The 24196-nt window shown below is 73.9% G+C and carries 17 protein-coding genes and 2 tRNA genes; 6 read left to right on the top strand and 13 right to left on the bottom strand.

The annotated features are described in order from the left end of the window. Nucleotides 1-75: 75 nt before the first annotated feature. The 5 genes from BMW62_RS02270 to BMW62_RS02250 all read right to left on the bottom strand — a co-directional run bounded on the left by BMW62_RS02270 (nucleotide 76) and on the right by BMW62_RS02250 (nucleotide 5464). The gene (locus BMW62_RS02270) at nucleotides 76-1068 is read right to left on the bottom strand and encodes a Bug family tripartite tricarboxylate transporter substrate binding protein (RefSeq protein ID WP_091929229.1); all 993 of its coding nucleotides are present in this window, start codon (nucleotides 1066-1068) and stop codon (nucleotides 76-78) included. Nucleotides 1069-1110: 42 nt separating this feature from the next. Beyond that, nucleotides 1111-2079, bottom strand: a complete 969-nt coding sequence (locus BMW62_RS02265) for a tripartite tricarboxylate transporter substrate binding protein (protein ID WP_244523785.1) — start codon at nucleotides 2077-2079, stop codon at nucleotides 1111-1113. A 161-nt stretch (nucleotides 2080-2240) separates the two neighbouring features. Beyond that, nucleotides 2241-3791: an acetolactate synthase large subunit gene (locus BMW62_RS02260; protein ID WP_211434945.1), complete on the bottom strand. Its 1551-nt coding sequence runs from the start codon at nucleotides 3789-3791 to the stop codon at nucleotides 2241-2243. A gap of 109 nt (nucleotides 3792-3900) precedes the next feature. Beyond that, complete coding sequence (locus BMW62_RS02255; RefSeq protein WP_091929226.1) at nucleotides 3901-4401, bottom strand: MarR family winged helix-turn-helix transcriptional regulator; 501 nt, start codon at nucleotides 4399-4401, stop codon at nucleotides 3901-3903. Nucleotides 4402-4441: 40 nt separating this feature from the next. Next, a complete protein-coding gene (locus tag BMW62_RS02250; protein WP_139206173.1) occupies nucleotides 4442-5464 on the bottom strand; it encodes a hypothetical protein in 1023 nt (340 codons plus the stop codon). A 340-nt stretch (nucleotides 5465-5804) separates the two neighbouring features. Here BMW62_RS02250 and BMW62_RS02245 point away from each other — a divergent pair, with 340 nt between their 5' ends. After that, nucleotides 5805-7082, top strand: coding sequence for an alpha-hydroxy-acid oxidizing protein (locus BMW62_RS02245; RefSeq protein ID WP_091929224.1), 1278 nt, complete (start codon nucleotides 5805-5807; stop codon nucleotides 7080-7082). A gap of 195 nt (nucleotides 7083-7277) precedes the next feature. Here the strand turns inward: BMW62_RS02245 and BMW62_RS02240 are convergent, their stop codons facing one another. The 6 genes from BMW62_RS02240 to BMW62_RS02215 all read right to left on the bottom strand — a co-directional run bounded on the left by BMW62_RS02240 (nucleotide 7278) and on the right by BMW62_RS02215 (nucleotide 15965). Further along, complete coding sequence (locus BMW62_RS02240; RefSeq protein WP_244523784.1) at nucleotides 7278-9932, bottom strand: transglycosylase domain-containing protein; 2655 nt, start codon at nucleotides 9930-9932, stop codon at nucleotides 7278-7280. A gap of 215 nt (nucleotides 9933-10147) precedes the next feature. Next, complete coding sequence (locus BMW62_RS02235; RefSeq protein WP_091929222.1) at nucleotides 10148-12388, bottom strand: MMPL family transporter; 2241 nt, start codon at nucleotides 12386-12388, stop codon at nucleotides 10148-10150. Nucleotides 12389-12800: 412 nt separating this feature from the next. Next, complete coding sequence (locus BMW62_RS02230; protein ID WP_091929221.1) at nucleotides 12801-14108, bottom strand: heparin lyase I family protein; 1308 nt, start codon at nucleotides 14106-14108, stop codon at nucleotides 12801-12803. Between the two features lie 309 nt (nucleotides 14109-14417). Next, nucleotides 14418-14490, bottom strand: a tRNA-Arg gene (locus tag BMW62_RS02225). A gap of 20 nt (nucleotides 14491-14510) precedes the next feature. Then, nucleotides 14511-14599 (bottom strand) — tRNA-Ser (locus BMW62_RS02220). Nucleotides 14600-14765: 166 nt separating this feature from the next. Continuing rightward, nucleotides 14766-15965 carry an MFS transporter gene (locus BMW62_RS02215; RefSeq protein ID WP_091929220.1) on the bottom strand — a complete coding sequence of 400 codons (1200 nt, stop codon included), beginning with the start codon at nucleotides 15963-15965 and terminating at the stop codon, nucleotides 14766-14768. Nucleotides 15966-16068: 103 nt separating this feature from the next. Here BMW62_RS02215 and BMW62_RS02210 point away from each other — a divergent pair, with 103 nt between their 5' ends. After that, entirely contained in the window at nucleotides 16069-16599 is a 531-nt protein-coding gene (locus BMW62_RS02210) for a CGNR zinc finger domain-containing protein (protein ID WP_091929219.1), read from the top strand. A gap of 73 nt (nucleotides 16600-16672) precedes the next feature. Here the strand turns inward: BMW62_RS02210 and BMW62_RS02205 are convergent, their stop codons facing one another. After that, a complete protein-coding gene (locus BMW62_RS02205) occupies nucleotides 16673-17008 on the bottom strand; it encodes a hypothetical protein (RefSeq protein ID WP_091929218.1) in 336 nt (111 codons plus the stop codon). 158 nt (nucleotides 17009-17166) lie between these two features. On the opposite strand from BMW62_RS02205, the gene BMW62_RS02200 reads away from it, so the two are divergent. The 3 genes from BMW62_RS02200 (at nucleotide 17167) to BMW62_RS02190 (ending at nucleotide 19603) form a co-directional block, all read left to right on the top strand. Then, on the top strand, nucleotides 17167-17739 hold the full coding sequence (locus BMW62_RS02200; RefSeq protein WP_091929217.1) for a DoxX family protein: 573 nt from the start codon (nucleotides 17167-17169) through the stop codon (nucleotides 17737-17739). Beyond that, nucleotides 17736-18785, top strand: coding sequence for a PHP domain-containing protein (locus BMW62_RS02195; RefSeq protein WP_091929456.1), 1050 nt, complete (start codon nucleotides 17736-17738; stop codon nucleotides 18783-18785). Before BMW62_RS02200 ends, BMW62_RS02195 begins: the two co-directional genes overlap by 4 nt. A gap of 203 nt (nucleotides 18786-18988) precedes the next feature. Continuing rightward, nucleotides 18989-19603 (top strand): nuclease-related domain-containing protein, encoded by a 615-nt coding sequence (locus BMW62_RS02190; protein WP_170852181.1) that lies wholly within the window; start codon nucleotides 18989-18991, stop codon nucleotides 19601-19603. A 27-nt stretch (nucleotides 19604-19630) separates the two neighbouring features. Here BMW62_RS02190 and BMW62_RS22050 read toward each other — a convergent pair whose 3' ends face one another. Beyond that, nucleotides 19631-21589, bottom strand: coding sequence for an Ig-like domain-containing domain (locus BMW62_RS22050; protein ID WP_170852180.1), 1959 nt, complete (start codon nucleotides 21587-21589; stop codon nucleotides 19631-19633). A gap of 494 nt (nucleotides 21590-22083) precedes the next feature. On the opposite strand from BMW62_RS22050, the gene BMW62_RS02170 reads away from it, so the two are divergent. Continuing rightward, nucleotides 22084-24102 carry an Ig-like domain-containing protein gene (locus tag BMW62_RS02170; RefSeq protein WP_170852179.1) on the top strand — a complete coding sequence of 673 codons (2019 nt, stop codon included), beginning with the start codon at nucleotides 22084-22086 and terminating at the stop codon, nucleotides 24100-24102. Nucleotides 24103-24196: the final 94 nt, after the last annotated feature.

The raw sequence follows: 24196 nt of genomic DNA, 5'->3' as shown, positions 1-24196 counted from the left end.
CCGGGGGAAGGTGCGGACGCGACCGGGCAGCCGCGGAGGACCGGGACGGCGCCGGTCCCCCGCGGCTGCGGGTGGTCACTCCTGCAGGATCGGCCCGTAGGCCTCGATGATGCTGTCGATCCGGTCGGAGAAGGCGGCGCTGTCCACGAACTCGTCGGGAACGTACTGCTCCCCGAGCTGCTCGCGCACCTCGTCCTTCTGCAGGCAGGTGTCGACCGTCTCCTCGAGCGTCGAGACCACGTTGTCGGGGACGCCCGCCGGGGCCGCGAGGCCGAAGACCGACACGCTGTTGGTGAGCTCCGGGAAGCCGGACTCGGCCAGGGTCGGCGCGTCGATGTAGTCCACGGGCTCGGCCGGGCTGACCGCCAGCGGCAGGAAGCTGCCGGCGTCGATGTTCTCCAGCACGTCCTGCGAGCTGTTGATGAAGATGGCGTCGACGTTGCCGCCGAGGATCGCCGTCGTCATCTCGGCGTTCCCGGTGAACGGCACGGCCGTGACCTCGATGCCGTACTCCTCGGCCAGCCGCCGCAGCTCCATGGCCTGCGACGTCGTGGTGCCGGGGACCCCGACGTTGAGCTCGCCCGGGTTCTCCTCGGCGTAGGTGAAGAACTCCTCGGCGGTGGTGAACTGCGAGCCCTCCCCGACGATGAGGGCCGAGGGGATCTCGGTGACCGCGGCGATGGGGACGTAGTCCTCGTTGGTGTAGCCGACGTCGTCCTGCAGCGGGTTGGTGGCCGAGGCCGGCACCGCGATCAGCGACAGGGTGTACCCGTCGTTCCCGCCGGCGATCATCGCCTGCATGCCGACCGAGCCGGAGGCGCCCTCGCGGTTCTCCACGACGACGGTCTGGCCCAGCTCCTCCTCGATGCAGCTGCCGATGGTGCGCCCGGCCAGGTCGGTCGGGCCACCGGCGGCGTAGGGGACGATCAGGTTGATGGTTTCGGTCGGGTAGTCCGGCGCGGCCTCCGCCGAGTCCTCGGTGCCGGCGTCCTCGGTCCCGCCGCAGGCGGCGAGGGAGAGCACGGACGCGGCGATCAGCGCGGGCCAGGTCGAGCGGGTACGGCGCATGGGTTCCTCCGGTGGTCGGGGGCGGGTCGTACGGGGATGGGGTCAGCCGAGGATCGGTTCGTAGACCTCCTGCGTGCGGTCGAGGACCCCGCCGAGCTCCTCGGCGCCGGCGAACTCCTCGAGGACGTACTCCTCGCCCAGCGTCTGCTGCACCTCGGGCTTGTCCAGGCAGGTCTGCAGGGTGTCCTCCAGCGTCGAGACGACGTCGTCGGGCAGCCCGGCCGGGCCGGCGAGGCCGAACGTCGAACCGGAGAGGGTCAGGCCGTCGTAGCCCAGTTCGGTGAACGTCGGGGTGTCGGGCAGCCAGGACAGCCGCTCCTCGGGCGAGGCCACGAGCGGGACGAAGGCGCCCGACTCGATGTTCTGGACGACGTCGCTCGAGGCGTTGATGAGCACGGCGTCGACGTTCCCGCCGAGGAGGGCGGTGGTCATCTCGGCGTTGCCGTTGAACGGCACCGCGGTGACCTGGACGCCGTGCTCCTCGGCCAGCCGCTGCAGCTCGATGGCCTGGGGCGTGGAGGCGCCGGGTGTACCCACGGTGACGGTCCCCGGCTGCGCCTCGACCGCGGCGAAGAAGTCCTCCGCGGTGGCGTACGGCGAGTTCTCCCCCACCGCCAGCACCGACGGCACCTCGGTCATGACGCCGACGGGCGTGATGTCGTCCTTGGTGTAGCCCACCTCGTTGGCCAGCGGGGTCAGCACCATGGTGCCCGCGGTGACCAGGGAGAGGGTGTACCCGTCGGGCTCGGCGGCGACGAGCTCGGTCGTCGCCAGGGCGCCGGAGCCACCCGGGAGGTTCTCGACGACGACGGTCTGCCCGAGCTCCTCCTCGATGCAGGCGCCGACGGTGCGGGTGGTCAGGTCGGTCGGCCCGCCGGCGCCGTAGGGCACGATCATGCGGATCGACTCGGTCGGGTACGACGACGCGTCGCCGCCCCCGCCGCCCTCGGCAGCGGTGCCGCCGCCGCCGTCCTCACCGCCGCAGGCGGCGACCAGACCGATCAGTGCCACGCCTGCGAGGCCTGCCGAGATGCGCATGCTTCTTCCCCCCAACGGTCACCACTGACCGGTTCGCCACACCCGGGTCGCGCCCGCTCGGTGGTGTGGACCACTTGGATACAAGCACAGGGGCCGATCCCCAGCGCCTCGAAAAGGCAACGATCCGGACTCGGTCAGGGCACGGTCAGCACGGCGTCGATCACGTGCGGTCCGGGCTCGGTGACCGCCCGGCGGAACTGCTCGACGAACTCCTCCGCCGTCGTCGCCCGGCTGCCCGGGACGCCCATCCCGGCGGCCAGCGAGACGAAGTCCAGATCCGGCCGGCTGAGCTCCAGGAGGTCCCTGGAGCGCGGCCCGGAGGCCTCCGCCCCGACGTTGCGGAGCTCGCCCTCGAGGATGCGGTAGGACCGGTTGCTGAACACGACCGTGGTCACGTCGAGCTGCTCGCGCGCCTGGGTCCACAGCGCCGAGATGGTGTACATGGCGCTGCCGTCGCCCTCGAGGCAGACGACCCGCCGCTCCGGGGCGGCGACCGCGGCCCCGGTGGCGACCGGGAGGCCCTGGCCGATCGCGCCCCCTGTGAGGGTCAGCCAGTCGTGCCGCGGTGCACCGGCGGTCGGGACGGGCATCTGCCGGGTGGAGGTGACCCCCTCGTCGACCACGACCGCCCCCTCGGGCAGGAGGGCACCCAGCGCCGCGCCCACGGCGTCCGGGGTGAGCGGCCCGGTGGGCAGGTCGGGCCGCTGCAGGGGCTGCAGGTCGGGCTCCACGCCCGGGGCCACGAGATCTGCCAGCCGGTCGAGCGCGCCGACGACGTCGTCCGCTCCCTCGGCGAGCACGTGCACCGCGCACCCCTCGGGGACCAAGCTGCTGGGGCGGTCGGGGTAGGCGAAGAACTCCACCGGCGGGCGCGCTCCGACGCAGACGAGGTGACGGACGCCGGCCAGGCGCGCTGCCACCTGCTGCCCGACGCGGGGCAGGCGCTCGACGGGCGGCAGGCCGGCCCCGCGCTCCAGCCGCGCCGGGAAGGTCTCGCAGAACAGCCGGGCCCCGGCGGCCCGCGCGACCCGGCCGGCGGCCCGCAGCCCCGCCTCCCGCGTCGCCGCCCCGCCGACCAGGATCGCGCAGGGCTCACCGGAGGTCAGGAGCGCGGCGACGCCGGCGACGGCGTCCTCCGGCACCGGCCGCGGTCCGCCCGCCGGCTGCGGCGCCGCGGGCGCGGCCCCCTCGGACCAGGAGACGTCGGCGGGCAGGATCAGCGTGGCGATCCCGCCGGGGGCCGTGCGGGCCGCGGCGATCGCCTCCGCCGCGTCGCGTGCCACGTCCGCGGAGGTCTCGGATCGGCGCACCCACCGGGACACCGTGCCGGCGAGCGCGTCGATGTCGGAGTCCAGCGGGGAGTCGTACTGCTTGTGGTAGCCGGCGTGGTCACCGACGACCGGGACCATCGGCGTCGCCGCGCGGCGGGCGTTGTGCAGGTTGGCCAGGCCGTTGGCCAGCCCCGGCCCGAGGTGGAGGAGGACGCCGGCCGGCCGGCCGGTCATCCGGCCGTAGCCGTCCGCGGCGCCCGTCGCCACGCCCTCGAACAGGCACAGGACGCCGCGCATCTCGGGGACGGTGTCGAGCGCGGCGACGAAGTGCATCTCCGAGGTGCCCGGGTTGCCGAAGCAGACGTCGACCCCACCGTCGACGAGCGTGCGGATGAGGGCCTGCGCGCCGTTCACGCCGCACCCCCCACCCGCTCGGACCATGCGTGGCGGAGGTCACCCTGGACAGCCATGGGGGCACCGTACGCGGGACCGGCCGCCTGCCCGTCCGCGGTCGGCGCGGGCGTCAGCGGCGGGTGCGCGTGGCGGCCGAGACCCGGGCGAGCGCGTCGGTGACGACGGTGGCGTCGTCACCGAGCAGGGTCAGCAGGTGGGCGACGAGCTCGTCGTGCGTGGTGCAGGCCGCCGTCACCCGCGCGCGGCCGGCGGCGGTGAGCCGGGCGTGCAGCAGGCGGCGGTCGCCGTCCACCCGTTCCCGGATGACCAGCCCCTGGGCGACCAGGCGGTTGATCGTGCTGGTGACGCCGGGCCGGGAGAGGCCGACGGCCTCGGCAACCTCTCCCATCGAGGCCCGTTCCCCCGGCGACTCCGCGATGCGCCGCAGCGCCTCGAAGCCGGTGAGGGAGAGGTCGTGGTGGCGGTGGAGCGCCGAGTCGACCCGCCGGGTGATGTGGTCGTGCACCTGGACGATGCGCAACCACGTCTCGGCGGGGCGGGGAGCGGCTCCGGGAAGAGCGGCGGCGTCCCGGGGGACGCCGCGCGCGAGCGCGTCCTCGGACAGTGGCACTCGGTCAGGGTCCCCTGATCGGGCGACGGTGAAACCGACCTCAGCCCGCGGAGACCGAACCCACGGCGCGTCGGCCGGCGTGCTGGCGCCCGGCGACCGAGACCAGCCCCGCGGCGGTGGCCACCAGCGCCACGGCGGCGATGGTCAGCGACGCCAGCGAGAGGACCCCGCGAGCGGTCGCGGCCTCCTCGGCGGCGGCCGCCACCTGCAGGGCGACGCTCGTGCCCACCGCGGAGTCGGCCCCGACCAGGTCGAGCGTCGCGGGGCCCGCCGCTGCCGTCTCGGGGATGCGCACATCGACACGGATCTCCCCGGCGGGGTCCGCGGTGGCGCTGGCCAGCACGGTCTCGCCGCCGTGGAGCAGGACGTCCACCCGCTCGCCGGGGATGAAGCCGGCGCCGCGCAGGACGACCGTGCCGCCGGCCTGCACCTGGGCGCCCCCACCCACGGATCCGGCCGGGACGACCGCCCCCGCGGCGTCGGAGGTGCGCGGCGCCCGACCGCCGGTGGTGGGCTCGGGGCTCGTCGGTGCGCCGGCGCGGCCGGTGGTCGGGGCCGGTGCCGTCGTCGTGCCGGGGGTGTGCGGCGTGCCGGTGCCCGACCCGGCCGACGGCGGAGGTGCCGGCTCGGCGGCCTCCACCCTGGCGGTGGGCGGCGCCGGCGGCGGGGGCGGCGGGGACATGGCCGCCTCGCAGTCCTCGACCGTGGGCCGGGTGAGCGTGTAGTCGGCCAGTTCGTCGACGAAGGCCGGCCCCGAGCCGTCGCGGGCGGTGAACACCAGCCGCGGGTCGATGGTCTCGCCGGGAGCGACGTCGCCGGTGCGCAGCACCACGCTCGCGAAGGGCTCCAGGACTGCCTCGTCCTCACCGGACGGCGTCCGCACGGTGGCGAGGACCACGCTGTAGGGGGCGTTGCCCGCGACGACCTCGACCACGATGCCGCCGGGGCGGCAGCTGGGTCCGTGGGTCACCCGGGCGTCGGGACGGGTGGGGTCGTCGACCGCACGCGCCGGGGCGGCACCGGAGACGGCGATGCCGAGGAGGACCACGAGGAGGCCGGTCACCACACCGGCGGGGAGGGCACCGCGGGCCACCCGCGCCGACGCCGTCCACGTCGGCCCGGCGATCTGCCCGAAACCGCTGTTCAGCCCTGCCCCCTCCTTTCCGATGCGCTCGAGTTCCAGATGATGACGGAAGTGACGCTTCGTTGCTAGCCCGTTACGCGCGTGTCGCGCGTGTCGCGCGGCGTGTCGCGAGATACCCGCCGACCACCCGTCCGGGGGAACCGCAGCGCCCCCTGAATCCATCCCGCGCGCTACCCGGAATCGGCCGATCCCACCTCCGCCCGGGTCGATCGCCCCGCCCTGCCTCGTCGCCCGTGAGGCGGGTCACTACGGTGGCCGCGTGGACGAAGCAGGTGCCGGCCGACGGCGGCAGAACGAGGTGTACCGGGCCGGCGTGTACGGCCGCTCCCCGCGGGTGCCGGTCGGCATCCGCCGGCTGCAGGAGCGCGCGAAGCGGGCGCTGGACGCCCGCGCCTACGCCTACGTCGCGGGCGGCGCCGGCGACGAGGCGACCCAGCGCGCCAACCGGGCCGCCTTCGACCGGTGGGCCGTGGTCCCCCGGGTGCTGCGCGACGCGAGCGCCCGGGACACCTCCGTGGAGCTGTTCGGACGCCGGCTGCCCGCCCCGCTGCTGCTCGGGCCGGTCGGTGCGCTGGAACTGGTGCACCCGGAGGCCGACCTGGCCGTCGCGCGGGCCGCCGCCGCCACCGGCGTGCCGATGGTGTTCTCCAACCAGGGCTCGCGCTCCATGGAGGAGTGCGCGGCCGCGATGGACGGCTCACCGCGGTGGTTCCAGCTGTACTGGTCGACCTCCGACGAGCTCGTGGAGAGCCTGGTCCACCGCGCCGAGACGGCCGGCTGCGAGGCCCTGGTGGTCACCCTCGACACCACGATGCTCGGCTGGCGTCCGCGCGACCTCGACCTGGGCCACCTCCCCTTCGCGCTGGGCAAGGGCATCGCGCAGTACACCTCCGACCCGGTGTTCCGGCGCCTGGTCGAGGAGCGCGCGGCCGCTGCCGGCCCCCGGGAGCCGCAGCCCCGGCCCACCCCCGCGGCGGTGCGGGCACTGGTGACGATGGCCCGCGCCTGGCCGGGCCCGTTCCGGGAGAACCTGCGCTCCCCGCTCCCCCGCGCGGCCGTCGAGACCTTCCTGGCCATCTACTCGCGGCCCTCGATCAGCTGGGACGACCTGGCCTGGCTGCGCTCCCGCACGAAGCTGCCGATCCTGCTCAAGGGCGTGCTGCACCCCGACGACGCGCGACGCGCGCTGGACGAGGGCATGGACGGCATCGTCGTGAGCACCCACGGCGGGCGGCAGGTCGACCGGTCGATCGCGGCGCTCGACGCGCTGCCCGACGTCGTCGCGGCGGTGGACGACCGTGCGCCGGTGCTGCTCGACAGCGGCATCCGCAGCGGCGCCGACGTCTTCACCGCCGTCGCGCTGGGTGCCCGTGCCGTGCTGCTCGGGCGGCCGTTCGCGTGGGGTCTCGCGCTCGCGGGCGAGGCGGGGGTGCGCCAGGTCGTCGAGGACGTGGTCGGGGAGTTCGACCTCACGCTGGGCCTGACAGGGCACACCGCCGTCGACCAGCTCAGCCCGGACGTCCTCCGTCGGGTCTGAGTCCGGACGGTCCCGTGCCGCGGGTTGACGATGGCTGTGGCCTGGGTCACAGTAGGGGCGGGCGGGGGAAGCCGGGAAACAGTGGCTACCCACTGCTGGGTAGACCGACCAACGCGGCCAGACCGCCAGGACCGGCCCCCCGCCCCCTTTCCGCCGCACCGCTGCTCAGCGCACCGCTGCTCACCGCACCGCTGCTCACCGCACCGCGTCCGGCGGCGTCGTCGGCTCCGTAGGCGGCTCCGACGGTGGCTGCGGCGGCTCCGGCTCGGCCGGTGGCTGCGGCGGCTCGGGTTCCGACGGCGGCGGGGGCGGTTCCGACGGCGGCGGAGGCGGCTGCGGCGTCTCCGGCTCGGCCGGCGGCGGAGGCGGCGGAGGCGGCTGCGGCGTCTCCGGCTCGGCCGGCGGCGGAGGCGGCGGGGGCTCCGGCGCAGGCGGGGGCTCGGGCGCCGGCGGCGGCTCGGGTGCCGGCGGGGGCGGCGGAGGGGGCTCCGGCGCAGGCGGCGGCGGCGGCGGCGGAGGAGGCGGCGGCGGAGGCGGCGGCGGCGGAGGCGGCGGCGGAGGCGGAGGCGGCGGCGGCGGGGCCCACCAGGCGCCGTTGCTGACCAGCACCGTCACCGGCCGGCTCCGGTCGAGGATCGCCCCCGGACCGGGGTCGACGCCGACGACGACACCCGGCGGGCGGCCGCTGTCGACGGCCACCACGGTCGCGCCCAGGTCCCGTGAGCCCAGCAGGCCGCGGCAGCGGTCGGCGGACCGGCCGACGCAACCGGCGGGCACCGTCTCCCGCGTCCCCTCCACGTAGAACGGATCGGCCGGCGGGAAGGGGACCGGCTCCCGCGCGCTGAGGATCGGCTGCATGGCGTCGTGCCAGATCCGGGCCGGCACGCCGCCGCCGAAGCCGCCGACGTCCTGGTTCTCCACCGGGTTGTAGACCATCACGCTGGCCGCCACCTGCGGGGTGTACCCGACGAAGGTGACGGAGAAGTTGTCCTGCGTGGTCCCGGTCTTCCCGGCGATCTGGTGCCCGGGGACGTAGGCGCGGCGGCCGGTCTGCCCCGGATGCCCCGGCTCGACGTCCTTGCGCAGGGCCTGGGTGATCGTGTGCGCCAGCCCCGGCGCCACCACCTCGCTCTCGCACCGAGGGCCCCCGAGCGGCTGCCCGTCCTCACCGAGCAGCGGCTGGCCATCGCGGTCGAGGACGCGGTGGATCGGCGTCGGCGCGCAGCGGGTACCCCCGGCGGCGAGGGTCGCGTAGGCATTCGCCAGGTGCAGTGGGCTGGTCGCCTCGGCGCCGAAGGTGAACGAGCCGCGGTTCTCCGCGATGACCTGGTCGGCGACCGGGTCCAGAGAGGCCAGCCCCAGCCGCTGCGCCATGCGCACCGGCGCCTCCACGCTGCCCAGCTGGTCCTCCAGCGCCAGGAAGTAGGTGTTCGAGGACATGTAGAGCGCCTGCTCCATGTCCAGCCGCTGGCGGTAGCGGCCGGCGTTCTCGACGTCGTAGGGCCCGTCGCCGTCGCGGTAGACCGTCGACACGTACGGGTCGGGCGTGGTGATGACGTGGTCGAGCCCGAAGCCCTGCTCGAGGGCGGCGGCCGCGGTGAACACCTTGTAGGTCGACCCGGTGCCCTGACCGGCCACGACGTTGAGGTTGACCGTCGTCTGCGTCGGGTCGCCCTCGGCGGCGCCGAAGATCCGGTTCACCGCCATGGCGAGCACCCGGCCGGTGCCGGGCTCCACCGCGGTGTAGATGCCGGCGCGGGAGTCCTCCCGGGCCAGGGCTCCCAGGACGGCGGCGTCCCCCGCCTGCTGCATCGCCGGGTCCAGCGTCGTCTCGACGGTGAGGCCCCCGGTCTCGATCCGCTCGCGCGAGATGCCCAGGGTTCCGGTCAGGTAGCTGAGCGCGTAGTCGCAGAAGAACGCACCGAGCCGCACCTCGCGGCAGCCGCGCGGCGCCCCTTCCCCGGGCGTCAGGACGACCGGGGCGCTGCGGGCTTCCTGGACGGCGGCCTGGTCGGCCAGACCCAGCTCGGCCATCCGCGCGAGGACGACGTCGCGGCGCTCGGTGGCCCGGTCGACGGCGACGAACGGGTCGTACTCCGCAGGGCTCTGCACCAGGCCGGCGAGCGTGGCCGCCTGGGCGAGCGTCAGCGCGTCCGGCGTCACGCCGAAGTAGGTCTCGGCCGCCGCGGCGACGCCGTAGGCACCGGCGCCGAAGTAGACCCGGTTCAGGTACCGGGTGAGGATCTCGTCCTTGGTGTACTCCTGCTCCAGCGCCAGGGCGAGCTGGGCCTCCCGCAGCTTGCGGCCGATGCTCTCGTCGGTGGCGGCCTGCCGCGCGTCGGGGTTGGTCGCCGTCTGCAGCCGGATCTGCTTGACCAGCTGCTGGGTGAGGGTGGAGCCGCCCTCGACCACCTCGCCGGCGCTCAGGTTGCGCAGCAGGGCGCGGGCGAGCCCCTTGCCGTCGACGCCGCTGTGGGAGAAGAAGCGGCTGTCCTCGATGGCGACGAGGGCGTCCTTCATCACCGGGGCGATCGCCTCGCTGGGCACCACCGTGCGGTTGCGCCGGTAGAACTCGGCGATGAGGGAGCCGTCCGCGGCGAGCACGCGGGTGTTGCCCGGCGGCGTGCGGTCGAGCAGCTCGTCACCGACCGGGCGCATCAGCTCCGTGCCGGTACGGGTCGCGAACGTGGCACCACCCACGACCGGCACGGCGAAACCGGCGAGCAGCGCCCCGCCCAGCACGACCGCCAGCACCAGCTTCAGCAGCGCACTCCCCCGCCGGCGACGCCGGACGGGCGTCTCCTCCACCCCGGGCAGCGGCAGGCCGGCGGGAACGGGACGGGGCGACACGGAACTCCTCGGCGCAGGGGGCAACGGCGGCTCCCGCGGACGGGGCCGCTCTCCTCGGTACCCCCCGGATCGCGCGGCGCCATCCGAACGGCCGGTCTGTCACGCGATCGCAAAGTCCGCCCGTCGCCCCCGGACACGGCTCCGGGGGTCGAGCTCGCGGTCCGCGGGCCCGGACGGACCCCTCGACCGCGAGCTCGATCCCCGGAGCGGGCAGCTCAGTCGGCGGAGAGCACCAGCGGCTCGTCCACCACCTCCCGGCGGGGCACCGGGACGACGGCGGCGGCCGGCACCGGGGCCGGCTCGTGCCGCACCGACGGCAGCCAGGTGAGCCAGCGCGGGAGGTACCAGTTGCGCTCGCCCAGCAGCTGCATCACGGCGGGCAGCAGCAGCGCCCGGACGACGGTGGCGTCCAGCAGCACCGCGACCGCCAGCCCCAGCCCGATCTGCTTCATGCTCGTCATCGACAGGGTCACGAAGGTCAGGAAGACGAACACCATGATCACGGCGGCGCTGGTGACCACCCCGGCCGAGGACGTGATGCCCTGCGCGACGGCGTCCCGGGTGGCGAGCCCGCGGTCCCGGGCCTCGCGGATCCGGCTGAGGATGAAGACGTGGTAGTCCATCGACAGGCCGAAGAGGATGACGAACAGGAACAGCGGGATCCAGTTCACGATCGCGCTGGTGCCGTCGAGGCCGATGAGACCGGCGCCGACGCCCTCCTCGAAGACCAGCACCATCACGCCGTACGCGGCCGCGACGCTCAGCAGGTTCAGCACGATCGCGGTGACCGCGACGGTGACCGAGCGGAACGAGACCAGCAGCAGCAGGAACGCCAGCACCAGGACGAAGCCGAAGACCCACGGCGTGCGCTCGGCCATCAGCTCGTCGAACGCCACCGAGTAGGCGGTGCTCCCGCTGACGACGGCGGTCACGTCGTCCAGCGAACCGACGGTCGCCGGCACCAGCTCGTCGGCCAGCGTCGCCAGGGCCTCGCGGGAGGCCTCCTCCTCGCCGTCGCCGACCAGCGGCACGCTGACGACGGCGACGGTGCCGGCCTCGTTGGCCTCGACGGTGATCGGCTCGTTCATCTGCCCGCTGGCGAGGGCGTGCTCGCGCAGCTCGGCGATGACGGCCTGCACCTGCGGGGCGGCGACGTCGGGCGCCTCGATCACCACCTCGGCCGGTGACGGGCCGCCGGGGAACGCCTCGGTGATCCGGTTGTAGGTCTGGATGACCGGGAGGTCCTGCGGCAGGTCCTGGACGCCCTCGGCGCGCATATCCATCGACACCGCCGGGACGGCGAGTGCGACCAGCGCACCACCGGCCACCAGGGCGGCGACGAGCGGCCGGCGCAGCACCGCACCGAGGACCACGGGCCAGAAGCGGCCCGGCCGGTCGGCGGTGCGGCGGCCCACGAACGGGAGCCGGCCCTTCTCCACCCGGTCGCCGAGCCAGGCCATCATCGCCGGCAGCACGGTCAGCGAGCCGAGCACCGAGCAGGCGACGACCAGGATCGTCGCCGAGGCGACGCCGGTGAACACCGAGAACCCGGTGAGGAACATGCCGGCCATGGCCACCATGACGGTGATGCCGGAGATGAGCACCGAGTGCCCGGAGGTCGCGGCGGCGATGTCGAGCGCGTCGACCGGTCCGGCGCCCTTGGCGCGCTCCTCGCGCTCCCGCTTGAGGTAGAAGAGCGAGTAGTCCACGCCGACGGCCAGGCCGATGAGCAGCATCACGATCTGCGCGGTCTGGTCGACGTGCCAGATCTGGCTGGTGAGGCTCAGCAGGCCGAGGGCGCCGACGAACGCCGTCAGCGCGAAGACCAGCGGGAGGACGGCGGCGACCAGCGCGCCGAAGGTCAGCAGCAGCACGGCGAGCGTGATCGGGATGGAGAGGAGCTCCGCGCGCTGGAAGTCGGCGTCGAGGGTCTCCGAGAGCGCGAGGTCGGCGCTGGTGCCGCCGAACTGCTCCACGCGGACGTCGTCGTGCTCTGCTGCCACCGCGGCGACCACGTCCTGCACGGGCGCGATCTGCTCGGCGGCGTCGTCCGGGTCTCCGGCGAGATCGAAGGTGACCAGCGCCGAGCGGCCGTCGGAGGAGACCAGCGGGGCGCCGTCGAGCGGGCTGACCAGGTTCGCCACCTCCGGCGTCCCGCGCAGCTCGTCGACGAGGTCGGTGAGCGCGGCGGTGGCGGCGGCCTCGGGGACGCCGGCCTCGCGCTGCACGAGGACCATCTCCGAGGCCGGCTCCGCCCAACCGTTGTCGTCGAGGATCTGCTGCGCCCGGGCGGGTGCGCCGATCGTCTGCTCGGCCGAGGTCAGCTGGGCCTGCGGCACGAACGCGCCCACGGCGACGGCCGCCAGCACGAAGGCCAGCCAGCCGAGCACCGCCGTCTTCCGGTGCCGCGCGCTCCACCGGCCGACCCGCCCCGCGAGGTTGCGGGATCCATCCATCGTCGTCTCCTGTCCGTGTGCGGGTGTCCGCAGGTCAATCTGCTGGTCAGGCGGGCGTGCGCCCATCCCGCCAGCTGGCCGGTCGGGGGTCGGGCCGGCCCGACCATCAGGGCCCGTCCCGTCGGCGGAGAGACTTCCGGAGGAGAGGTGGCCGAACATCAGGGAAACCCCTGAGGTCGTCCCTGATCTTGATCACGGAGCGGCTCCGACCTGCGTGCGGACCCGCGGTGCGGGAGCACCCGACCCCGAGCCGACGGTGCGGGCGAGGACGGTCCGGACGACGAGCGGCCCCGCACTCCCTCGGGGTGCGGGGCCGCTCGGTGGCTCGATCACGTGCGCCCGGCGCCGGCACGGTCTCCGGACGGATCGGCGCCCAGCCCTCCGGTGGTCCGTCGGCGCCTGCGGTCGGCGATCAGCCCGCCGGCCGGTGGAGCACGTTGAGCGACGAGACCGACTCGAGGGTGGGGCCGAACCCGATCGGTGCGTGCTGCAGGTGGTGCGACCGCGAGGTGCCGGCCGCCGAGTAGATCCCCTGCTTGATGTAGACCGACTGGTCGGCGTACAAGTTGGCGACGTTCTCCGACAGGACCTTCTCGCCCTGGTGCCAGACCTCGATCAGGCCCGTCGCCGGGTCCGGGGACCACACGAAGCGGACCGTGAGGTCGTTCCAGGCACCCTTGTCGATCACGCCCAGGTCGAATGTCTCGGCGTACTGCGCGTCACCGGCGACCCGGCCGCCGGTGCCGCCGCGGACGTCGAGCATGAGCTTCTCGTCGACGTCGGACCAGAAGTGGACGTTCGGGTTGCCGGAGTTCGCCGTCTGGTGCCACTGGGTGAAGATCAGGAACTGGCCACGCTCGTCCCAGTCGAAATCCGCGGGGAAGAACGTCGACCAGGCCCAGTACTGCTCGTCGCCGGGCTCCACGTCGCCGGAGTCGGCGATGGAGTCGCGCACCTCGGACCGCAGGGTGCCCGTGGTGCCGTTCCAGCCCGTGTCACCGGGGTGGACGGTGAAGAAGGCGGTCCGGGGACTGCCGGGGTACGGGTTCTCCGTGGTGACGCCCTGGGCGTCGGGCCGGGGGGAGTGGACCTCGTCCCACGGGTCCGGGAGGAGGTTCGTGGAGTTCTCGTAGCCCCAGACGCGGGTGGGCTGGGTGACGGACCGCTCCGGCTCCGTCGCCGGCGGCGTCGCGGGCTCCGTCAGGGTCGTCGTCGGCTCGGTGGGCGTCGTCGTCGGCTCGGTGGGCGTCGTCGTCGGCTCGGTGGGCGTCGTCGTCGGCTCGGTGGGCGTCGTCGTCGGTTCCGTGGGCGTCGTGGCGGGGGTCGACGACTGCCCGCCCGGGAAGACCTGCACCGCCTGGCTGCGCGCACCCTGCTTCTTGGCGGAGTCGCGGGCCACGACCACGAAGGAGTAGGCCGGCGTCGACAGCGGCAGGCGCGGCGATGTCCAGGACGTGCCGCTCGTGGAGCCGACCACGCGCCCGGCGTCGCTCCGGGTGACGTCGATGACGAGGTAGTCACGAGCTCCGGCGACGTGGGACCAGTCCAGCAGTGCCCGCTGGTCGACGGCCTCGCCGGTGAACTCGGCCGGAGCGGGCAGCGCGGCGGCGGCCTGGGTCTGCGACGCCAGGGGGCGGGGAGCTGCGAGGGCGGCGCCGGTGAGTCCGGAGCCGCCGATCACGGTCATGGCGGCCAGGACGGCCAGGTTGCGCTTGTTCATGACGTCGGTCCTCGGATCGGGTCGAGCACGGCGGCTGCGACCCGGCGGGCCGGGCTGGCGAGGGCGCCGCTACGGACGCTGACCGAGAGTAGTCGAGCAATTACGACTTGAGGGCGCACGACGCGCACCTCGGGGCGCGGAGCGGGTGCAGCAGCCGGGTCACCGGACGTGCAGCCGGGCCACGGCGCGGCTGCAGGGACGGCGCGCCGGCCCGACCCTGCCCCGGGTGCGCCCGCACGACCCCGGAAAACGAACCTGCCGCGCCGCCCCCGTCGGGGCTGCGCGGCAGATCGGTGTCTCAACCAGACGTGCACCCGAAGGGATTCGAACCCCTAACCTTCTGATCCGTAGTCAGATGCTCTATCCGTTGAGCTACGGGTGCCTGTGTTCAGTTGTCGTGCGCGGAGGCTCCGGGATTTGAACCCGGGATGGGGATTAACCCAAACCGCATTAGCAGTGCGGCGCCATAGACCGGACTAGGCGAAGCCTCCCGGGGCTCGAGTCACCTCGGAACCACCGAGGAAAGAGACTACCAGCGCCCCGCGGCCGGTCGTCCCGGGGGTGGGCCGACACCCCCCTCCGCGGACGGGCGAGTGCGACGAGCCCGTGGCCATCGGGCGGGCGATCACCACGAGCCCGTCGCACTCGGCACCGCGATCAGGCGGCGACCGGTTCCCGGCGGGCGGCCGCCACGCGGGGCCCGCGACCGGGCACGAGGGTGACGACGACCGCGGCGGCCGCTCCCGCGCAGGCCAGCAGCAGCGCCCCGGGCACCCCGGCGGTGGTCTCGATCAGCGCGCCACCGAGGGCCGCACCGATCGCAGAGGCGCCCACGGCGATCGTGGACAGCCAGGTGAACGCCTCGGTGGTGGCATGGACCGGCGCCAGCGACCCCACCAGCGAGTTCTGCACGGTCAGGGTGGGCGCGATCGCCGTCCCGCCGAGGAAGAGCAGCACGCCCAGCGCCCACGGGCTGGACACCCAGGCCAGCGGGGCGAGGCCGATGGTGACGCCGAACAGCAGCCAGCGGTACTGCCGGGGCAGCGACGCGCTCATCACCCGGGCGCCGAACCACAGCCCGCCGGCGACCGAGCCCAGCGACCAGACCGCCAGCAACAGCCCCGACATCCCCGGGCTGCCAGCGGAGTCCGCGAAGGCCGGGATGGCGACCTCGAGCGCGCCGAAGCCGAGCATCAGGCCCGATCCGCTGACCAGGACGCGGGGCATGCCAGGGGTGAGCACGGTGCTCAACAGCCCCGCCGAGGGAGCGGGCGAGGGGACCCAGGACCGGGCGGCACGGGCGACGCCGAGCGCGCCGACGACGGCCAGCGCACCCGCGAGCCCCACCGCCCAGGCCGGCCGGGCGAGCACCGCGAGCGTGGCGACCAGCGTGGGGCCGACCACGAAGACCAGCTCGGTGGCGGTGGCGTCGAGGGCGTAGGCGGCGGGGCGGCTGCGCGGGTCGGTGCGCGACCAGAGGGCACGGACGGTGCCCGAGACCAGCGGCGTGCTCGCGCCGGCCAGGGCCGAGGCCGCGATGACGGCGACGTCCGGCGCACCGCCGAGAGCGACCGCCACCAGCAGCCCGAGCAGCAGCGGGTAGAGCGCCGACTGGGTCAGCAGGATCGGGCGCGGCCCCCGCCGGTCGGCGAGCCGGCCCAGGACCGGTGCCATCACGGCCGACGCGAGGCCGAGCGTGGCCGCCGCCAGGCCGGCGATCGCGTAGGAGCCGGTCTGCTGCTGCACCATGAGCAGCAGCGCCAGCGGCACCATGGCCGACGGCAGCCGGCCCGCGAAGCCGGAGAGGAGGAGGACCGGGGCGGAGGGAAGCCGCCAGACGGCGAGGTAGGCACGCACGCTTGCACTCGTTTCGCACTGCAGGGAACGGAACAGTAGGCGGTCAAAGAGCGTTGACCGCCTACGCAGTCCCGAGACTAGGGACTCGACGGTAGGGAGTCAATTGGACTACGACACCTACGGGTCGACCGCGGTCGAGCTGGCCATCGATCTGGCCAACGCCGACCTGGCGCCCGACGACGGTGTGGCGCGGTTCCTGGCGTCGCACGACGAGTGGTTCGCCACGGGGACGTCGCTGGACCTCACGCCCGCCGACGTCGAGAAGGCCGCCGTCACCGCCCGGCTGGTGCGCGCCGTCGCGCTGGCGGAGTCGCAGGACGACGTCCTCACCCGGCTCAACGAGCTGCTCGCCCTGGCCCGCCCAGGGCCCTACGCCACCGACCACGACGGCGAGCTGCACCTGCACTACGCCCGCCCCGACGCCCCGGCGCTCGAGCAGCTGACGACGACGGTGGCGATGGGCCTGTCGCAGGTGGTGGTGCAGCACGGCTGGCAGCGCCTGGGCGTGTGCTCGGCCGAGGGCTGCGACGACGTCTACGTCGACACCTCGCGCAATGCCAGCCGCCGCTACTGCTCCAACACCTGCGCCAGCCGGTCGACCGTCGCCGCCTACCGCGCCCGCCAGAAGAGCTGACCCCCGGCCTCGATCAGGGGACCTGAACATCGAGCGTGCCGCGACACGGTGGGCCGATCGTCGTGAGCCGGTGTCACCCGCTGCCGTAGGCCACCAGGCCGGCGGCGAACAGTGGCAGCGCCACGAACAGGAAGACGCCCAGCGGGGTCAGCGCCTCGCCGTGGTCACCCGGCTCCTCGTTGCCGGGACCGCGGCCGAGGAAGGCGTGGAGCTCGGCGGTGGCCATGCGGGGGACCAGCGTGCCGCCGGCGAGCGCGAGCAGCCCCGCCACCACCATCAGCGACAGCGCGAAGCGCACCCGGAAGCCCTCGCCGGTGACCGCCGACCAGACCCCGCCGGCGACCGCCGCCGCCAGGGCCGCGACGACGAGCGAGCCGGCGACCTGGCGCACGGCCGGGAGCAGCGACATGGCGGCACGGTAGCCGCGATCAGGCGCCGGCGGTGCCGTTCCCGGCAGGCCGGGCACGGGGACGGCGATCCCGGCCCCGACCGGGTGATTGCCGGGTGGATCTTCGGGGCAGTGCACCGTGCGACTGCCCCCAGGCCCTCCGAGGAAAGAGGTTCCCCATGCTGGTTCGCCGGATCGCCCGGCCGTTGCTCGCCGCGCCCTTCATCTACGGAGGGGTCAGCACCCTGCGCAAGCCGCAGGACCGCGTGGCGGGGGCGCGTCCCGTGGTCGAGAAGATCGCCCAGACCGCCGACAAGCAGCTCCCGGTGACGCTGCCCAGGGACGTCGAGCAGTGGGTGAAGGCCGACGCCGCGATCAAGGTCGCCGCCGGTTCGCTCTTCGCGCTGAACAAGTTCCCGCGGCTGACCGCCATCGTGCTGTCGGCCTCGATCGTGCCCACCACGCTGTCCGGCCACCGGTTCTGGGAGCACGAGGACCCGACGGAGAAATTCGGGCAGATCTCGAACTTCGTGAAGAACACCGGCCTGCTCGGCGGGCTGCTGCTGGCCGCCGTCGACACCGAGGGCAGGCCGTCGGTGGGCTACCGCACCCGTCGCGCGGCCAAGCGCGCCGCCGACGTCACGGAGAAGAACTACGAGAAGGCCACCAAGCGCGCTCTCAAGGCGCAGAAGAAGGCCTCCCGCACCGCCGGCAAGAAGACCGGCAAGGGAGCCCTGAAGGTGTTCAGCTGAGCACCCCGCTCCCGCCTGCGGCCGCGCTCCGGAGGATCGCCTTCCTCCTGGAGCGCGCCCGCGAGGCCACCTACCGGGTGAGCGCCTACCGCACCGCCGCGGCGGTCGTCGACGGCCTGGACGAGGCCGAGCTGGACCGCCGCATCCGCACGGACACGCTGAAGGACCTCAAGGGCATCGGCCCGAAGACGGCGACGGCGATCGCCCAGGCGCACCGCGGCGAGGTGCCCGAGTACCTGGCCGGGCTCGAGGAGACCTACGCCGGGGAGCTGCCGGCGGCCGAGGACGTCGCCGCCTTCCGCGCCACGCTCCGGGGCGACCTGCACGCGCACTCCGACTGGTCCGACGGCGGCAGCCCCATCCGCGAGATGGCCGAGGCCGCCCTCGCGCTGGGCCACGAGTACCTGGCGCTGACCGATCACTCCCCCCGGCTGACCGTCGCCAACGGCCTGAGCCCCGCGCGCCTCGAGCAGCAGCTCGACGTCGTCGCCGCGCTGAACGAGGAGCTCAGCCCGTTCCGGATCCTCACCGGCATCGAGTGCGACATCAACGTCGACGGCTCCCTGGACCAGACCGACGAGCTGCTCGGCCGCCTCGACGTCGTCGTCGCCAGCGTGCACTCCGAGCTGCGAGCACCCGAGGCGCAGATGACCGAGCGGATGCTCGCCGCGGTCGCCGACCCGCACACCGACGTCCTCGGCCACTGCACCGGCCGGCTGGTCATCGGCCGCAGGCAGCGGAACGGCACGCAGAAGCCGCGACCGGAGAGCCAGTTCGACGCCGAGGCGGTGTTCTCGGCCTGCGTCGAGTTCGGCACCGCGGTCGAGATCAACTCGCGCCCCGAGCGGCTGGACCCGCCGCGGCGGCTGCTGACCCTGGCGGTGGAGCTCGGCTGCGAGTTCGCCATAGACACCGACGCGCACGCGCCCGGCCAGCTGGACTGGCAGTACAACGGCTGCGAGCGGGCGGTCGAGTGCGGCGTCCCGGTCGAGCGCGTCATCAACACGCGGACGGCCGACGACCTCCTGGCCTGGACCCGGGGCTGACCGCCGGCGCGGAGCGAGGTGGACGCCCGGGACGTGACGGGGACCGGCGCAGGAACCCGGCGCCCGAACGGCCGCGGCCAGCACCAGCCGGACCACCGGCGGGTCCCCGGTCGCCCCGGAGGAGCGAACCCATGTTCAGGCACCGGCTGTGCCACTAACTTGTCCGAGGTCGTCACAACCGCCCGTTCGGGATGGGCCACGCCATGACGCTGGGGACTACCAGGACCACCACCGCTCGTCTCGCCGGGGGCGCCAGGCTCGTCGACGCCCTCCGCGTCGTCTCCGTGGCCGCTGCGCAGCTGCACAGCTGGGCAGCGACGACGGAAGGTCGGCGCCGGACAGGGATGGTCCTCCGGTCGCTGGACCGTGCGGAGTGGCAGGTCACGCGGCTCGTCCGCCTGCCCGGCGGCGGCCAGGCCGACCACCTCGTCATCGGCCCCACGGGCGCGTACCTCCTGGACAGCAGGGCGTGGGGCGGTGTGGTCACGGTCGACCACAAGGGGGCCACCATCACACCTGGCGGTCGCCCCGAGACCGCCTGGACCGCCCGGGGGCAGCACTGCTCGTTGGCACCCGCGGCTGCCGCCCTCGGCCGCACCGTCTCCACGACCGGCCGCCGCTCCGTCGCTCCGCGCGCCGTCGTCGTGGTCTGGGCGACGTTCCCCGAGCGCCTCGCGGTGGCCGGAGGCATCACGTACGTCGCCGGCGACCACCTCGTCGAGTGGCTGTCCGACCGCTCCCGGCACTCCGACCGCCAGGTCGCACTCACCGGCCGTCACGTGCTTCCCTCCCGGTGCGCCACCTCCTCCGATCGGTGACCGCTGACGCCGACCGGCGCCCCGGCGTCACGCCCTCGTCGTGAAACTCCAGCCGACGTCCGCCGCCAGCCGGTTGCCGGCCAGATCCGCCACCCCGCTCGCTCCCCCGACGACCGTGGCGGTGAAGCTCGTCCGCGCCGGCAGCGTCGCGCTCGGGTTCAGGACGTATTTGTTCGTGTCCATGCTGCGCTTCACGACGGCGGTGACGACGGCGCCGGTGGCGGAGTTCCTCAGCACGAAGGTCTCCGTGGTCACGTCCTGCACCGGTTCGCTGAAGGTCACCGTGACGTTGCCGGTGCGGCTGAACCTCGTCGCGCCTGGGGCCGGGGTCTTGGCCGTCACCGTCGGCTCGACCGAGTCACCCGGGGGCTCGGCAGCCGTCGCCGTCGTGAAGGAGGAGCTCTCGGTCTCCAGCGCATTGCCCGCCAGGTCGCGGATCGCATCGGGTCCGCCGGTCAGCGTCACGGTGTAGACGGCACCCGCTGCCAGGTCGGAGGCCGGATCCAGGGTCCAGGCCGTGCCCGAAGCGTCCGAGGTGAGCGCCGCCGGGACGGGGGAGCCACCGTCGGTCGTCAGCGTGAACGTGCTCGTCGTCACGCCCTGCACCACCTCGCTGAACGTGGCGACCGCGCTGGTGCCGACCGCCACCTCGGTCGCGCCGGCCGAGGGCGAGGTGCCGACCGTCGGCGGTGCGACGTCACCACCACCACCCCCACCGCCGTCGCCGCCACCGAGGTCCATCTCGGCGTGGACGTACCGCTTCTGCCCCTCGGCCACGGCGAGGACCACCAGGCCGGTCTCGGCCGTCACCGGATCCTTCGCCCCGGAGGCGTTGTTGACCACCGGCTTGGCGTCCACGAACGGAGCGCCGCGGCCGGCGGGGAAGCTGACGGCCGACAGCGAGGACTTCTTGTGGACGATGTCCCCGCCGTTGCCGGGCGAGGTCGCGAAGAAGTACAACTCCTGGTTCGTGGAATCGATCATGATGATCGGGCGGGTGTGGTCGTCGGCGATCGTCCCGGCCGTCGCGAACTGCCAGGTGCCTTGACCGTCGGACGGTCCCGTCCGGCTGAGCACTCCGACGAGCGGTGCGCTCGCGGGGGCGCCGGTGACGCCGTTCGCCGCCGTCTTGACCGCGGCGTAGATGCGCCCCTGCGGGTCGCCGACGAGCTGCTTCAGGTTGATGTGGTCGTCGACCGAGCTGAGGGTCGCCGTAGCGTCCTCGAGACGCCAGACGTCGTCCGGATCGGCGTCGTCGTGGATCGCGAACCAGAACTTGCCGGACACCTGGTCCGAGTACATGACGCCGACGCTCGAGCCGAAGGCGATGATCGCCGAGAGGTCGTCGGCCTTGATCGAGGTGTCGACCACGGCGGGCAGGAATCCGGCGGTCCAGCCGCCGCCCGCAGGATCGGAGTGGGCGACCCAGACCTTGGAACCCCGGGTGTAGGTGACCCAGAGCCTGCCGAGGGAGTCCTGGTCGATGCTCGCCGACTCGGAGCCGCCTCCGCTGTTCACGGTGACCGGGAAGGACTGCGCCATGGCCCACGACCGCGACGCGGGGGTGTAGGTGAAGGCGGCGACCTGCAGGTTCGCGCCGCTCACCCGGCTGGCCACGTACAGCTTGCTGTCGCGGGCGCTCCACAGGGCGTCACCGGTGCTGTTCGCGCGGCTGTCGACCAGGGCCCCGGTGTTGCGCCAGGTGTGGTCGGGCAGCAGCTCGTGGATGTACACCTGACTGCCGCCGGCGCCGACCATGAGCGCCCACCACGTCCCGTCGAGGTACCAGAGCTTGCTCTGCGGCTTGTCCGCGCTGGGCCGGGTCACCGTGGACGAGTACGTGTGGCCGAGGTAGGTGACCGGCTCCCCCACCGCGGCGGTGGCGGGAACCGCCGGAGCCAGCAAGCCGACCGTGGCGGCCAGGGCGACGAGGAGGCGCGTGGGCTGCGGCCGGCGGGGACGGCGCGGGCCGGACGTGGAGATCATGGGGACCCCTGGGGGTTGCCGGCTACGACGCCCGGCACGCGTGTGCGACCTGGATGGCGCACGTGCCGCCGGAGTGTAGGAGCGTTCCGTCACCTCGGGCACCGGCGTCCACGGCCGGATCCGATCGGCACGGCGGTCGGCTGCGCGGTCCGTGCCGGACCGCCCCGGGACGACGACGCCCCGTGGTCGAGAACGGCGACACTCCGTCCCGCTGCACGCACTCACCGCAACGAAGCGGGCTCCGGGTCCGCAGGGTCCCTGTTTCTCGGGCTGTTCAGGCCGATGGACCTTGTGCCGCGCCCCGGCCATTCCTAGCCTGCAGCAACTTCGTCGCCTGCCGGCAGGACGACGACCGACAGCCGACCAGCGGGGTGGGGCAGATGCGTGAATCCGGTCGACTCGCGAGAACCGGGGCTTCGCCGCGCGGCTCGGCGCGACGCGCGTGGAACGGACTTCGGGCTGCGGTCGTCGTCCTGGCCGCCGCCGCCGTCGTCGTGGGTCTGGCACCCGCAGCCTCCGCCGCGTACGGCACCGAACCCGTCGGGCCGGCGTGGGTTCCCGACGGTGGCGTCCACGCGGTGGTCGCCGGCGGCAGCACGGTGTACGTGGGTGGGTCGTTCACCGGAGGGGTCGCGGCGCTCGACGCCGGTACCGGAGCCCTGAAGTGGCGGGGCAGCGCCAACGCGGACGTCCGTGCGCTCGCGCTCACGTCCGACGGCACCCGCCTGCTGCTGGGCGGCGCCTTCACCACGGTGGGCGGTACCACCCACCGGAAGCTGGCAGCGGTGAACGCCGCCACGGGTGCCGTGGACAACACGTTCAAGCCCGCGGTGGGCGGCACCGTGCGCGACATCGTCGTCGTAGGGACCACCGCGTACTTCGGTGGTCAGTTCACCCAGCACAACGGCGCGGCGCAGGGGGGCCTGGGCGCGGTCAGCACCACCACGGGCAAGCGGGTCACGACGTTCACCGCCAGCACCAACGGGCAGGTGTACTCGCTCGGCACCAACGGCACGCGCCTCTTCTTCGGCGGCAAGTTCACCACCGTGAACGGCCAGCCGCGCAACTACCTGGCCTCGGCCACCCTGTCGTCCGACACCGTGGACGCATGGGCTCCGCCGATGGCGTGCAGCGGCTGCAACGTCATCTGGGACCTCACGGTCGACGCCGCCCGCAACCGGGTCTACACCGCCGGACGCAACGCCGGAGGGCTATACATCCTGGACACGAACAGCAGCACCCCGATCTACCGGCTCGGAGGCTTCAACGGCGACACCCAGGCGCTGACCCTGGCACCCGACGGCAGGCTCTACGTCGGCGGCCACTTCGTCAGCGTCGGCGGGGTGACGCGGATGCTCGTGGCCGAGTTCGACGTGAGCGGCACCAAGCCGGTGCTCGGCCCGTTCTCCGCGAACTTCGTCACCGTGTGGCCCGGCGTCTGGGCGATGGCCAGCTCCAGCAGCCGCCTGTACGTCGGGGGCGACTTCACCCAGGCCGGCACCCAGAAGAAGTTCCCCTACTTCGCGATGTTCCCCTCCGGCACCGCTCCGGCCGACACCACCGCACCCACGGTGACGGCCACCAGCCCCGCGGGCAGCACGGTGCCGCTGTCGACCAGCGTCACGGCGACCTTCAGCGAGGCCGTGCAGGGAGTGAGCACCTCGACCTTCACGCTGACGCCGACCGGGGGGACGGCCGTGACCGCCACGGTGGCCCAGGGCAGCGGCAACACCTGGACCCTGGACCCGGCGGCCGACCTGACCGCCGGCACCACCTACACCGCGAGGCTGACCAACGGCATCACCGACGGCTACGGCAACCAGCTCACCGAGACGAGCTGGACCTTCAGCACCGCCGCACCGGCCGGTGACACGACCGCGCCGACGGTGACGGGCACCAGCCCGACGGGCGACGCCGTCCCCGTGGCGACCAGCGTCACGGCGACCTTCAGCGAGGCCGTGACCGGCGTGAGCACCTCGACCTTCACGCTGACGCCGGCCGGCGGGACGGCCGTGGCCGCCTCGGTCACCGAAGGCAGCGGCAACACCTGGACCCTGGACCCGGCGGCCGACCTGACCGCCGGCACCAGCTACACCGCGAGGCTGACCAGCGCCATCACCGACGACGGCGGGAACGCCCTCGCCGAGACCAGCTGGACCTTCACCACGACCGCCGCCACGGAGGGCGACACCACGGCTCCGATGCTGACCCACCACACCCCGTGGGCCGGCGCCAAGGGCATCAGCCGGACGGTGAACATCACGGCGACCTTCAGCGAGGAGGTGACGAACGTGACGCCGGAGACCTTCCTGCTGACGCCGACCGGCGGCGGTCCGGCGGTCACCGCCGCGGTCCGCTACAACACCAGGAGCGGCAAGTGGGTGCTCGACCCGAGCGTGACGCTCGCGGCCGACACGTCCTACACCGTGACGATCACGGACGGCGTCACGGACGTCGCCACCCCGCCGAACCAGTTCGCGGGCTATTCCTGGAGCTTCACCACGGGCGCGTGACCACGGGCGCCCGGCCGGCCGCGGTGAGCCACCGGGACCCGCGCGGCGCGCGGAACGAGCACCCGGGCCAGCCTGGCGGCCTCGACCGGGGCGC

The sequence above is a fragment of the Blastococcus sp. DSM 46786 genome (assembly GCF_900109665.1).
Taxonomy (GTDB): Bacteria; Actinomycetota; Actinomycetes; order Mycobacteriales; family Geodermatophilaceae; genus Blastococcus; species Blastococcus carthaginiensis.
Note: the sequence above shows the minus strand (reverse complement) of the source record. Positions and strands in the feature narration are given on the sequence as shown.